General features: G+C 69.3%; 9 protein-coding genes. 6 read left to right on the forward strand and 3 right to left on the reverse strand.

Annotated features, from left to right (window positions below):
* Positions 1-165: 165 nt before the first annotated feature.
* Together DMC61_RS17200 and DMC61_RS17205 are read left to right on the forward strand one after the other, a co-directional pair.
* Positions 166-1,326 carry a glycoside hydrolase family 105 protein gene (locus DMC61_RS17200; protein ID WP_125690120.1) on the forward strand — a complete coding sequence of 387 codons (1,161 nt, stop codon included), beginning with the start codon at positions 166-168 and terminating at the stop codon, positions 1,324-1,326.
* A gap of 144 nt (positions 1,327-1,470) precedes the next feature.
* Positions 1,471-2,475: a helix-turn-helix domain-containing protein gene (locus DMC61_RS17205; protein WP_072028450.1), complete on the forward strand. Its 1,005-nt coding sequence runs from the start codon at positions 1,471-1,473 to the stop codon at positions 2,473-2,475.
* Here the strand turns inward: DMC61_RS17205 and DMC61_RS17210 are convergent, their stop codons facing one another.
* Positions 2,476-4,047 carry an alkaline phosphatase gene (locus tag DMC61_RS17210; RefSeq protein WP_125690121.1) on the reverse strand — a complete coding sequence of 524 codons (1,572 nt, stop codon included), beginning with the start codon at positions 4,045-4,047 and terminating at the stop codon, positions 2,476-2,478.
* A gap of 42 nt (positions 4,048-4,089) precedes the next feature.
* On the reverse strand, positions 4,090-4,746 hold the full coding sequence (locus tag DMC61_RS17215) for an SH3 domain-containing protein (RefSeq protein ID WP_016332016.1): 657 nt from the start codon (positions 4,744-4,746) through the stop codon (positions 4,090-4,092).
* Positions 4,747-4,890: 144 nt separating this feature from the next.
* Between DMC61_RS17215 and DMC61_RS17220 the strand changes: the two genes are divergently transcribed.
* The 4 genes from DMC61_RS17220 to DMC61_RS17235 all read left to right on the forward strand — a co-directional run bounded on the left by DMC61_RS17220 (position 4,891) and on the right by DMC61_RS17235 (position 12,033).
* Positions 4,891-7,842, forward strand: a complete 2,952-nt coding sequence (locus DMC61_RS17220) for a BTAD domain-containing putative transcriptional regulator (protein ID WP_125690122.1) — start codon at positions 4,891-4,893, stop codon at positions 7,840-7,842.
* A gap of 135 nt (positions 7,843-7,977) precedes the next feature.
* A complete protein-coding gene (locus DMC61_RS17225; protein ID WP_125690123.1) occupies positions 7,978-9,198 on the forward strand; it encodes a hypothetical protein in 1,221 nt (406 codons plus the stop codon).
* Positions 9,199-9,341: 143 nt separating this feature from the next.
* Complete coding sequence (locus DMC61_RS17230) at positions 9,342-10,727, forward strand: FAD-binding oxidoreductase (RefSeq protein WP_125690124.1); 1,386 nt, start codon at positions 9,342-9,344, stop codon at positions 10,725-10,727.
* Positions 10,728-10,821: 94 nt separating this feature from the next.
* Positions 10,822-12,033, forward strand: coding sequence for a glycoside hydrolase family 88 protein (locus tag DMC61_RS17235; protein WP_125690463.1), 1,212 nt, complete (start codon positions 10,822-10,824; stop codon positions 12,031-12,033).
* 62 nt (positions 12,034-12,095) lie between these two features.
* On the opposite strand, the gene DMC61_RS17240 is transcribed toward DMC61_RS17235, so the two are convergent.
* On the reverse strand, positions 12,096-12,524 hold the full coding sequence (locus DMC61_RS17240; RefSeq protein WP_125690464.1) for a DUF4396 domain-containing protein: 429 nt from the start codon (positions 12,522-12,524) through the stop codon (positions 12,096-12,098).
* Positions 12,525-12,667 lie beyond the last annotated feature (143 nt).

The following is a 12,667-nucleotide window of genomic DNA, read 5'->3' on the forward strand; positions in this document are numbered from 1 at the left end:
GCCCATTCGGGTGGCGTATCTGATATATGACGTAAGAGATCGGATCTCTCTTGACTCGCCGACGAACACGCGGGTAGACGTTGTTCAGCCGGGATGGCGACGGACGGCGGATCGGCATCCCGGCCACTCATTCCCCCGGTTTCCCCGGCGCAGGAAGGACCTCGAATGGCACCGGATCCTCTTCGCGCGGCACGACTTTCGCGGCGCACCGTGCTGGCGGGAACCGCGGGCGCCCTCGGCGCGCTCACCCTGCCCGGCGTGGCCACCGCGGCTCCGGTGGACTGGTCGCGCGCGGTCGTCGATTCGACCATGAAGCGCCACACGCCTGCCACGCTCGGCGGCTGGGGCTACACCCGCGGCCTCTACCTCTACGGCCAGTACCTGGTGTACCGGCGCACCGGCGAGAAGTCCTACCTCGACTACATCCTCGCCTGGTACGACCGCTTCGTCACCGACAGCGGCATTTCCAACGGGTTCACCAATCTCGACGCGATGCGCTCCGGGCAGATGTTCCCCTTGCTGTACACCGAAACCGGGCAGGCGAAGTACAAGACCGCGGCGGACCAGCTGCGCGCCAGGTTCCCGTCCTATCCCCGGACGTCCGACGGCGGGATGTTCCACGCCACGAGCCGGGTCGGGCAGCTGTGGGCGGACGGCGTGTACATGGCGCAGCCGTTCCTCGCCCTGTACGGCAAGACTTTCGGCGATGCCGCCTACTGCTACGAAGAGGCCGCGAAGAACGTCAGCGTCTACTTCGACCATCTCAAAGAGCCCGCCAAGGGCCTGCTCTACCACGCCTACGACGAAGACGGCTCGGAACCGTGGGCTTCGGGCACCGGACGGCATTCGAAGTACCACTGGGGGCGGGCGATCGGCTGGCTCGGGATGACGGCGATCGACCTCCTCGAAATCCTCCCCCGCGACCATCCGCGACGGCGTCGTCTCGTGGAGGTCGTCAGATTCCTCGCGGCCGGCTACACGCGCTGGCAGGACCGGGCTTCGGGCCGCTGGTTCCAGGTCGTCGACCGGGGCGGCGACAAGGACAACTGGCTGGAGACCTCGGCTTCGGCGATGTACACGTTCCTGCTCTCCCGCGCGGTGCAACGCGGCTACGTGGGCCCGGAGTACGGCCCTGTGGCCGCGAAGGGCCACCGCGGGGTGCTGTCCCAGGTTTCGACCAATCCCGAAGGATTGACCGATATCGCGAACATTTCCGAAGGCACCAACGTCGGCGACACGGCGTATTACTACGCGCGTAAACGCAACACCAACGATTTCCACGGTCTCGGCGCGTTCCTCATCATGAATGAGCAACTGGCCCGCTGAGGTCGCCGCACCGGCCGAAGGACGCCTTCCCCGCTTCCGACCTGGGGAAAGCGTCCTTCGGTCGTTTTCCGGGCGGATGCCGGGTATTGACGGGAGGCGCTAACATCGCGTGCTGCGAAGCCCACTCCCAGGAGGGACGACCGGATGCGCGAGACGCCGCCCCCGGCTTCTTATACCCGGCTCGAACTCGGTGACACCAGCACGATCCCGGTCGGTGTGACGGTTTCACCGCACATCTCACTGGTTTCGATGCTCGTCGAGGTCGTCGGCGGGTACGACCGCGGCCTTCCCGCCCCCTGGCGGCGTCAGGTGGGCTCGGCGATCCCCGAGCAGGGATACCGTGCGGCGGGCGCGCTCGCCCGCCGCGGCACCTCGGTGCAGCCGGACTTCATCGTCCCGATCAGCCCGGGCGAGGACTCTTCCGCCGCCGCCCAGGCGGAGATGCTGCGCGAACTGCCGGAAGCCGACGTCCTGAAAGGCCTGGAAGAGGTCTTCGGCGACCGGTTACCCGCGCAGTGGCGGCAGGCCGCCGACCATCCGAGACGCTGGGTCGCCTCGCTCGCGGACGCCTTCACCGCGACCAGGCTGGCGACCGAAAACCTCTGGACCAAGGCCCGTCCCCTGCTCGACCGCGAGATCGAACGTATCGGCGTCGCCTCCGTCCGCGGCGGGACGGACGCGGTACTCGGCCTGCTGCGGCCGCATTTCCGGTTCAGCAACGGGTGTCTCCTGCTGCCCGACGCCGAACCGGCGCGGTACACCACGCGTGGCCGCAAGCTGATCCTCGTCCCGATGCTCGCGGGCAGCCGCTCGGTGGTGTCCAACTTCGACGAAGAGGACGCCATCTGGATCGGCTACCCGCTCCCGGGGCTCGACGGCCTGCTCGACGGTGGCAAGACCGAGCCGGCGCCCGGTGTCGACGGGCTCGATCTGGTGGTCGGCGCCCACCGCGCGAAACTGTTGCGGCATCTGGGAAAACCCGCCCGGATGGGCGAGATCGCGAATCTGCTGTCATGCGCCGCGAGCACCGCCACCTATCACTGCGAACAGCTCGTTTCGGCGGGGTTGATCCAGCGGCACCGCGAGGGCCAGGTCGTCCTGGTGGTCCGGACTCCTCGCGGTGACGCGCTGGTGGACCTGCTCTCCTGACTAGACCCGCTGTAGCCCCGGCTTCCCCGCTTCGACGACGTACGAGCGGTCCGCGGCCAAGGTCACCTTCGAGAAGTCGTACTCGCTGGTGTCCGAAACCGTCATGAAATCCGCCCGCATCTGCGTTTGCGACGCCGTCACCCGGACATAGCCGCGCTTTCCCCGGCAGTACTTGATGTGCGGGTTGTGCGAAAGCCACGTCGACGACGGGTCGGTCGCGGTGTCGCTGTTGCTCGTCACCGAGGTCGTCACGAGTTCCGAACCGAACACCGGGTCGCTGTGGTTGAAGTAGTCGCGGCGCAGATCGGCCGCCCAGTGCCGGTGGACGTCGCCGGTCAGCACGATCGGGTTCGGCACCTTGCGGTCCACGATGCCCTTCGCGATCCGGTCGCGCGAGGCCTCGTAACCCTGCCAGGAGTCGGGGCTCTCGCACGTCGCCTTGTTGCCGTCGCCGTCACGGGTGGCGAAGAAGACCTGCTGGCCGAGGAAGTCCCACTTCGCCGGGTGGGTCTCCAGCGCCTTCAGCAGCCACGCTTCCTGCGTGGCACCCAGGATGCCGCGCGACGTCGACCGCATGTCCGTGCACGCCGGCCCCGCCGAACCGGACGGGTCAGGCACCTGCGCGCTGCGGTACTGACGGGTGTCGAGCATGTGGAACCGCGCGAGGTTGCCCCACGTGAACTGGCGGTACAGGCGGATCGACGCGCCGCTCGGCTTGGCGGTCGACCGGATCGGCATGTTCTCGTAGAACGCCTGGAAACCGGCGGCCTTGCGCGTGTCCGTCGCCGGGCTGGTGGTGCCGTTCCAGTTGTTCATCACCTCGTGGTCGTCGAAGACCACGAGCCACGGCGCCATCGCGTGCGCCTTCTGCAGATCGGCGTCGGTCTTGTGCTGGGCGTGCCGCGCGCGGTACTGGGCCAGGGTCGTGACGTCCTCGGTGAAAGCCAGCCTGCGCGGGTTCAGCTCGGCGGCGGCGCGGCCGGACTTCCGCTCGTACATGTAGTCGCCCAGGAACAGTACCAGTTCCGGGTTGTCGGCGAGCATGCCCTTGTACGAGTGGTACCAGCCCTCCTCCCAATGCTGGCAGGAGGAGAAGCAGTACTTCAGCTGGTTCACCGCGGCACCGGCGGCGGGAGCGGTCCTGGTCCGGCCGACCGGCGAGATGTAGCCACTGGTCTTGAACCGGTAGAAGTATTCACGTCCCGGCTCGAGTCCGACCGGTTCGATGTGCACGCTGTGCCCGGAGGCGCGGGCCGCGGTCGCGGTGCCCCGCTGCGCGATCGAGGAGAACGCCTGGTCGTTCGCGATCTCCCAGTCCACTGTGTACGAAGCGTCCGGCATCCCGCCGAAACCGTCGGGGTTCAGCGGGGCGGGCGCGAGCCGCGTCCACAGCACGACGCTGTCCGGCAGCGGGTCACCCGAGGCGACACCGAGCTGGAACGGGTCGTGGATGGCGGGCGCCGCCGCCAGCGTTCTCGCGTTCGCCCACGAAGGCACCGTCGACGACAACGCCGCCGCCGAAACCGCCGCGGCACCGCCGAGGAGTACCGCGCGCCGATTCACCTGGCCCATGAAAATTCAACCTTTCGAAGTGGGGAAGAAGAGGGAGGGATTTCACGCGGCGTAATCGGTGATGCCGCCACTACAGGCTTCGAGCGTCGGATTGGCGGCGGCGTTGGCGACGCAGACCTTGTAATAGACCCACGAGCCCTTCGCGACCGGCACGGCCTTGTCGACGTGGGTGCCGTTGCCGCCGGAGGCCCAGACGTAGAACGGGCCGGCGCCGCCCTTCAGCCAGTAGGCGACCACGGCGGACTTGCCGTCGGCGTCCTTGTCGTAGACGAGGAAATGCGCGTCCGACGAACGGAACTGCCCCTCACCCGCGCAGACGCCGGTGGAGCATTCGGCGCTACCGGAACCGACTCCGCAGTCGGGCGCGATCCGCTGGTCCGAGCCGGTGTAGACGTAGCTGTCGGAGATGTAGCCGCCCAGCGCGGGAACGTAGTCCCACAACGTCGTCGTGCCCAGCGGGCCGGCGACCGAGGTCCCGGTCGTCTGGCAGTCGATGGTCACCGTGGCGCCGTTGGCCACCGTGCGCACCGCGGTCGAGGAGGTGCTGGGGGCGCGGCGGACGTTCAGCGGATCACCCGCCGTCTTCACCGTCCCGGTGGCCGCGGCCATCGCGGGAGTGGCTCCGGCGAGGCCCAAGGCGCCCGCCGTCACCAGCACGAGAAAGAAACCGGCGAGCCGCCGGACACTTGAACGCTTCATGACCGCAGGGTCGACCGGCGTCGTACACATCACGTACAAACGCCGACCCGGTGTCTGCACATGCATGCGAATGGATCTAGCCAACCATGGCGGGACGGCAATATTATCGGCGGATATGGGGCTCCTGCCGTATTGGCGGTTTAGGTGACTATTCTCGGGTTTCGCGTTCTCGGTCCGCTCGAAGTGGCGGTGGACGGGCAGGTGGTGCCGCTCGGCGGCCCCAAACCACGTCTGCTGCTGGCCGCTCTCCTGCTCCAGCCCAACGTCGTCGTCTCCACCGAACTGCTGATCGAGGTCCTGTGGCCGTCGTCGGCGCCCCGGTCGGCGGCCGCGAACATCCGTACCTACGTCCATTCACTCCGCAAACGCCTCGCCGACCACGACCCCGCGCTCGGGGAACGCATCGGGAGCCGGGCGTCCGGCTACATCCTCAAGGCCACGCCGGAGGAGATCGACCACATCCGGTTCGGCGAATTGGCCGCCCGCGCGCAGGACGCGCTCGGCCGGGGTGACGCCGGAGCCGCTCTCGACCTGCTGGATCAAGCCGAAGCCCTGTGGCGCGGGGAAGTACTCGAGGGTCTCCCCCACGACCACGGCTGGGGCGCGACCGTGGCGCGGCTGTCGGAACTGCGGCTGGCGGTGCAGGAACAACGGCTGCGGGCGAGGATCGAACTCGGCCGGACCGACGGGGCCGTCGCCGAACTGCGCGGCCTGGTCACCGAGCATCCCCTGCGCGAGGAGCTCTGGCAGCAGCTGATCCTCGCGCTGCGGGCCGACGGCCGCACGGCCGACGCGATCGAGGCCTACGAAACGGCCGAGAAGGTGCTGGCCGAGGAGCTCGGCACCGAGCCGGGCCCGCGGCTGAGGGAGCTGCGGGCCTCGCTGGTGATCACGCCGTCCGCGACCCAGGACGCGGTGTCCGCCGCCCTCACCCGGCCGATGGCGCCGGTCTGCCAGCTGCCGCTGGACCTGCCGGACTTCACCGGCCGCGACGACGTGGTCGGCGAGCTCGTCGGCCTCTTCCGTGAACGCCGCGAGCAGGGAAAGCCGGCGATCGCGGTGCTTTCGGGGGCGCCGGGGATCGGCAAATCCTCCGTCGCGATCCGGGTGGCGCACGCGGTCCGCGACGATTTCCCGGACGGTCAGCTGCACGTCGACCTCGCCGGGACGTCGTCCTCGCCCCGGCCCCCGATGACCGTGCTCGCCGAACTGCTCCGCGCGCTGGGCGTCCCGGACGCGGGGCTGCCGCGCGATCTCCCCGAACGCGCGGCACTGCTGCGGTCCCGGCTGTCGACCATGCGGATGTGCGTGGTCCTCGACGACGCCGGCAGCGCGGCGCAGGTCCGGCCGCTGCTGCCCGGCGCGGGTTCGTGCGCGGTGCTGATCACCAGCCGGATCCGGATGCCGGATCTGGCCGGGGCCACCCCGGTCGACATCGAGCTCCTTCCCGAAGCCGAGGCCGCGGCGCTGCTCGAAGGCATCGTCGGCGCCGAGCGGGTCGCCGCGGAACCGGAATGCGCGGCCGCGATCCTGCGCCACTGCGGGTATCTGCCGCTGGCGATCCGGGTCGCCGGGGCGAAGCTGACGCACCGGCCGGGCTGGACGTTGCGCGTGCTGGCGGACCGGCTGCGGGACGAAAGACGAAGATTGGACGAACTCCGCGTCGGCGATCTCGCCGTCCGGGCGAGTGTCACCCTCAGCTACGACCTGCTGCCCATGTCGGCGGCGACCGCGTTCCGCGGCCTCGGCGGCCTCGGTTCGGTGCAGTTCCCCGGCTGGGTGGTGGCGGCCCTGCTCCGCCGCGAGCACGGCGACGACGTCCTCGACGTGCTGGTGGACGCCCATCTGGTCGAACTCGGCGGCTCGGACACCACCGGCGAGCCCCGGTACCGCCTGCACGACCTGTTGCGGTGTTACGCGCTCGAACTCCGCGCGCAGGACGTGCCGTCGAAGGCGCACGACGCCACGAAACGGGTGCTGGAGGGCTATCTCGCGCTCGCGGTCGAGGCCGCGGACCGGCTGCCGATCCACTTCTTCGGCCTGTACCGGGACGACACCGCGGCCCAGCCCGCCCTCCCACGGGGGACCGGACGGCTGATCGAGGATCCGGCCGCGTGGTTCGCCGCCGAGCGGCACACCTGTGTCGCCGCCGTCTCGCTGGCCGCCGACCTCGGCTTCGATGCGCTGGCCTGGCGGCTAGCCGCCGCGCTGGCGCCGTATTTCGACCAGCGCGGCCACCAGGACGACTGGCTGCACACGCACGCCGTCGCACTGGCCGCCGCCCGGCGCTCCGGCGAGGTCCGCGGCGAGGCGATCATCCAGCGCAACCTCGGGCAGATCCAGCTGTACCAGGACAGCTACGCCGAAGCCCTGGTCGCGTTCGAGCAGTCGCAACTGCTGTTCGACAAGGTCGGCGACGCGCAGGGCGCGGCGATCGCGCTGGCCGGGCTCGGCACCGTGCTGCGGATCAAGGGCGAGGACACCGTCGCGCTGGAGCACTGTCACGCGGCGCTCGACCAGTTCTCGGCGGCAGGCGATCCGCACGGCGAGGCCCTCGCGCGGATCGCGATCGGCGCGGTGTGGCTGGCGCGGCGCCGGTTCGACGAAGCGGAACGCTGGTTCACCGAGGCGCTCGAGCAGTCCGCCCGGATCGGGGACCGGCATCGGGAGGCACACGCGTTGAAGCGGCTCGCGATGCTCCGGCAGCACCAGGGCGACCTCGCGGGCGCGCGGGAGTGGGTCGACCGCGCCATCGCCCTCTTCAACGAACTCGGCGACGACCACTGCGTCGGCTACGCGAACCAGAATCTCGGTGAGCTGTACCTGCACAGCGGCGACCTGGCGCACGCGCAACTGCTGCTGGTCAATTCGCTGAGCGTGCACCGGCGCAACGGGGACCGCCGGTCCGAGGCCGAGGTGTCGCAGTTGCTCGGGGAACTGCACGAGGCGCTGAGCCAGCCCGAGCGGTCGCGGACGTATTCGGAACGCGCGCTGGCGTTGTGGCGGGAACTCTCCGCCCGGCCGCAGGAATCCGCGCTCGCTTCGCGCCTTCAGGAGTCGGCCGAAGCGTCCTACAACGACTCGGCGAGCGCCTGACCTTTTCGCCTTTCGGCACCTGATCGCGCTGTTCACGCACCGCGATCAGGTGCCGACTTGCGTTTGTATCGATCGTGTACAGGCCCCGGCGAAGCTCCCTTCGTAGCAACCGAGAGTGCTCGAAGGGAGACCGGAATGGTCCGGACCGTGAAGGCCCGCCGGGTGATGGCGGCCGTGCTGGCCATGGGGGCGGTCACCGCGCTCGCCGCCAGCCCCGCGAACGCCGCGCCCGAAGGAAGCTGGCGCGCCGACCTGTCCACTGTGGACGGCGATGACGTCAACGTCCGCAGCGACGGCGGTGTGCTCAGCCTGGAAAACGCCGCCTGGCACAGAAAACCCGACTCCATCGGCAGCCAGGGCTACCTGCTGCTGGCCGAGCAGAAGCTCGCGAAGCCGGTCAACCGCGTCACCGCCCAGGTGACCGCCGACGCGCCGAAGGGCACCGAGGTCGAGGTCGACGTCCGCGGCAAGCTCAACTCGCAGGACTGGACGGAGTGGACGCCCGCCGACGGGGGCACCCAGCTGTCCGCTTCGGTCTCCACGGTCCAGGTCCGCGTCGGACTGCGCACGGTGAACGACGGCGTGACCGCGAAGGTCAGCGACGTCACCCTCCTGGGTGAGCTCGCCCCGCAGGTCAACGCGATCGGCGCGGCCGCGGCCCCGCTGACGTACAAGGTCTACGGCACCCGCGAAGGCCTCGTCGGCGGCACCACCGCCAACGGGCACGTGATCAAGTCCCGCGACCACTTCGTCGCGCTCCCCTCGGGCCGCGGTCTGGCGCCGAAGAACACTGGCAACTACACCGTCCGCATCTGCCGCACCGACAACAGCCGCTGCGAATACGCGCCGGTGTGGGACGTCGGCCCGTGGAACACCAAGGACGACTACTGGAACCCGTCGGCCACCCGCCAGATGTGGAAGAACCTGCCGCAGGGCAAGCCCGAGGCGCAGGCCGCGTACCAGGACGGCTACAACGGCGGCAAGGACGAGTTCGGCCGCAAGGTGGCCAACCCGGCGGGCATCGACCTCGCGGACGGCACCTTCTGGGACGGCCTGAAGATGACGGACAACGGCTGGGTCAACGTCTCCTACCTGTGGACCGGCTCCGGCCCGACCGGCGTCGTCAGCACGGCCGGCGACCCGATGAACGTCCGCGCGTCGGCGAGCACCTCGGCGGCGATCAAGGGCCTCGCGGCGAACTACGCGAAGGTCAACATCGAATGCTACGTCGAGGGCGAGACCGTCACCGGCAAGTTCGGCACCAGCAACATCTGGGACCGGATCGGCCCGGGACACTACATCTCCGACACCTACCTGCAGACCGGATCGGACCTGCCGGTGGCACCCAAGTGCTGACGCACTCCTGATCGCGAAGGCCCGGCGTACCCCATAACGCCGGGCCTTCGCCCTTTTGTCCGCCCTTTCCGCCGCTCGTGCGGACCTGGGGCCGGGGCGTGCGCCATCGAGACTTGCGGTAGCCACGACCTGAGGGGGTCCCCATGAATCCGCCCGAAACGACCACGTTGCGCGAGAAGCTCTCCGGCACGGTGATCACCGCCGCCGATCCCGGTTACGACACCGCCCGCGCCGTGTGGAACGGCGACATCGACCGGCGCCCGGCGGTGGTCGCCGAATGCGCCACGCGCGAAGACGTCGTCGCCGCACTGGCCTTCGGCCGCGAAAAGGGCCTCGAAATCACGGTGCGCGGCGGCGGGCACAGTTTCAGCGGCTCCGCCGTGGCCGACGACGGCCTGGTGATCGACCTCGGCGGGCTGCGCCGGATCACCGTCGATCCCGGCGCCCGCACCGCGGTGGTCGGAGGCGGCGCCGTCTGGGCCGACGTCGACGAAACGACGCAGCGGTACGGGCTCGCGACGGTGGGCGGCACGGTGAGCGACACCGGCGTCGGCGGGCTCACCCTCGGAGGCGGCTTCGGCTGGCTGACGGCGAAACACGGGCTCACGATCGACAATCTGCTTTCGGCGGAGGTCGTGACGGCCGACGGCCGGATCCTGCGGGCGTCGGAGGCGGAGCATCCGGATCTGTTCTGGGCCTTGCGTGGTGGTGGCGGGAACTTCGGCGTGGTCACGGAATTCGAGTTCCGGCTGCACCGGGTCGGCCTCGCCGAGGTCGGGCTGTTCTTCTGGACGCTGGACGACGCGCCCGAAGCACTCCGCTTCGCGAAGGACGTGATCGCGACGCTGCCGCCGGGCACCGGTTCCATGCTCGTCGGGATCACCGCGCCGCCCGCGCCGTTCGTCCCGCCGGAGCATCACCTCGCGCCGGGGCTCGCGCTGGTCGTCGCCGGCTTCGACGGCCCCGAGCGGCACGCCCGGATCGTCGAGCGGATCCGGGAGGGGCTGCCCGCGGCGTTCGAACTCGTCACCCCGATGCCGTACGCGGAGCTGCAGAAACTACTCGACCCGACCGCGCCACGGGGCATCCTCGCCTACGAGAAGTCGCTTTACGTCTCCTCACTGTCCGAAAAGGTCATCGACGTGATCGCCGCGCGCCTGCCGGACAAGGCGTCGCCGACGACCGTGCTGCCGATCGTGCCGTTGCAGGACACGTTCTCGACGGTGCCCGACGACGCGACGGCGTTCGGCGGGCCGCGCACACCCGGGTTCGTCATCGGCCTCGCAGCGACCGCTCCGACACCGGAACTCCTGGCCACCGACCGCGCCTGGGCGCGGGCGCTCTGGGAAGAACTCCTGCCGCATTCCAACAACTACGGCGGTTATCTGAACTTCATGAACGAATACGACGAAGACCGCGTGCGCACGGCGTTCGGCGCGGAGAAATACGCCCGGCTGGCCGCCATCAAGGCGGTGTACGACCCGGACAACGTGTTCCATCACAACGCGAACATCCGTCCCGCTGAGTGACGCATTTATTCACAACCATGAACGCTCTTCACAAGCCCGTAATCGCCGTGCGAAACTCCCGTGACGCATTTCCCACTGACGATTGGCGGGCATGGTGAGCGTTTCCCGGCGAACCCTCCTGACCACCGCCGCCGGGGCCGCCGTCGCGGCGACGACGACGATCACCCCGGCCGCCAGTGCGGCCGGGGAACTGAGGACTTTCCGCCGAACGGCCGATTACGCGGTGACCAAACTGCGCGCCGTCGCCCCCGGCGTGACGGCCTTTCCGGAGATCACCCGATTCGAGAAATGGACCTATTCACAGAACGGCGGCTGGATCGGCGGATTCTGGCCGGGCACATTGTGGCTCGCCTCGATCTACAGTGGTGATGCGCGATTCCGCACGCTCGCCATGGCGTCGGCGGAAAAGCTCGCGCCGCGTCAATACGAGACACGGGATCACGACCTCGGATTCCTCTTCTATCCGTCGTGGGTGACCGGCTGGCGGCTGACCGGCGACGAGAAGTGGCGCACCGGCGCGCTCAACGCCGCCGCGTCGCTCATCCAGCGCTACAACGAAAAGGGGCGGTTCATCCGGGCGTGGGGCGCGCTCGGCACTCCGGGCAACGCGGGCCGGGTCATCGTCGACACGATGATGAACCTGGACCTGCTGACCTTCGCGAGCAAGCAGACCGGCGACCGGAAGTACCTCGACATCGCCGTCTCGCACGCGAAGACCACCGAACGGGTCTTCGTGCGCCCGGACGGCTCGACACCGCACGTGTTCGACTTCGATCCGGACACCGGCGCCGAGATCGGGCCGAACACCGTGCAGGGCTACAGCCCGACGTCGTGCTGGTCGCGCGGCCAGGCCTGGGGGATCTACGGGTTCACCACGATGTACCGGCGCTCCGGGGACCCGCTGTTCCTGCGGACCGCACAACGCATGGCCGACTTCGCGCTGCGCGCGCTGACTCCGGACCACGTGCCGGTGTGGGACTACCTCGCCCCGCAGGCGCCGTACGACATCAAGGACTCCTCCGCCGGAGCCGTGATGGCGTGCGGACTGCTCGATCTGGCGAAGGTGGCGAACCGGCCGCAGTACCGCGAAGCGGCGATCCGGATCCTCACCGCGCTGTGCGACACGTGCCTGACCGTGAAATCCACGCGGGCCGAGGCGATCATGGCGCGGGGCACGCGCAACCGGCGGGCCGAGGACGGTGTCGAGGTTTCGTTGCCGTACGGCGACTACTACCTGCTGGAGGGGATTCTGCGGGTGCTGATGCCGCGGGAGATCGACCGGGCCATCGATCTGTCGAGCGTCTGATCCTGGAGTTTCCGCGGCTGCGCATGACCAGTGGTGCAGCCGCGAAGCCCCCGACGGCCGGCTCAGTGACCACCGTGGTGCGCGTGGACCTTCGCGTGCCCCAGCCCCCGCCCGATCATCCACTTGTTCACCGGCACCGTCAGCACGAACGCGACGGCCAGCGAGAACGCCAGCGCACCCCAGAACAGCAGGCTCCCGAGCCCGGCGTCCATGGCGCCCGGCACCACCAGCATGACCGCGTTGTCGACGATCTCCATGACCGCGATCGACACGGTGTCCGCGGCCAGCGCCACCTTGAGCGCGGCGCCGAACGGCAGCCCCGACTTCAGCACGCCGCGCATGGTCAGCGCGTAGCCGAAGACGAAGGCGAGCGCCACCGCGAGGACGATCGTCGCCAGGTTGCCGAAGCCGAGTGCCGTACCGATGACCATGCCGAGGATCTCACCGATCGCACAGCCGGTGAGGCAGTGCAGGGTCGCCGATACCGCCATCGACCAGCTTGCTCCATGCCGTGCGTCATCCATGCCGCAGACCATACCCCCGGCCCGTATGTAATGCGCGATGAGCCGTCGCTCACCGTCACCCCCGTAGGCCGACTGGGTAATCGTCCCAGGTCGATGAACTCACTTCCGTA

It is taken from the genome of Amycolatopsis sp. WAC 04169 (assembly GCF_003947535.1).
GTDB lineage: Bacteria > Actinomycetota > Actinomycetes > Mycobacteriales > Pseudonocardiaceae > Amycolatopsis > Amycolatopsis keratiniphila.

Bases quoted from the DNA above. Each gene is read 5' to 3' on its own strand.
- DMC61_RS17240 (WP_125690464.1), bottom strand. From the start codon at position 12,524: ATGGCGGTATCGGCGACCCTGCACTGCCTCACCGGCTGTGCGATCGGT.
- DMC61_RS17225 (WP_125690123.1), top strand. From the start codon at position 7,978: ATGGTCCGGACCGTGAAGGCCCGCCGGGTGATGGCGGCCGTGCTGGCC.
- DMC61_RS17205 (WP_072028450.1), top strand. From the start codon at position 1,471: ATGCGCGAGACGCCGCCCCCGGCTTCTTATACCCGGCTCGAACTCGGT.
- DMC61_RS17230 (WP_125690124.1), top strand. From the start codon at position 9,342: ATGAATCCGCCCGAAACGACCACGTTGCGCGAGAAGCTCTCCGGCACG.
- DMC61_RS17215 (WP_016332016.1), bottom strand. From the start codon at position 4,746: ATGAAGCGTTCAAGTGTCCGGCGGCTCGCCGGTTTCTTTCTCGTGCTG.
- DMC61_RS17200 (WP_125690120.1), top strand. From the start codon at position 166: ATGGCACCGGATCCTCTTCGCGCGGCACGACTTTCGCGGCGCACCGTG.
- DMC61_RS17210 (WP_125690121.1), bottom strand. From the start codon at position 4,047: ATGGGCCAGGTGAATCGGCGCGCGGTACTCCTCGGCGGTGCCGCGGCG.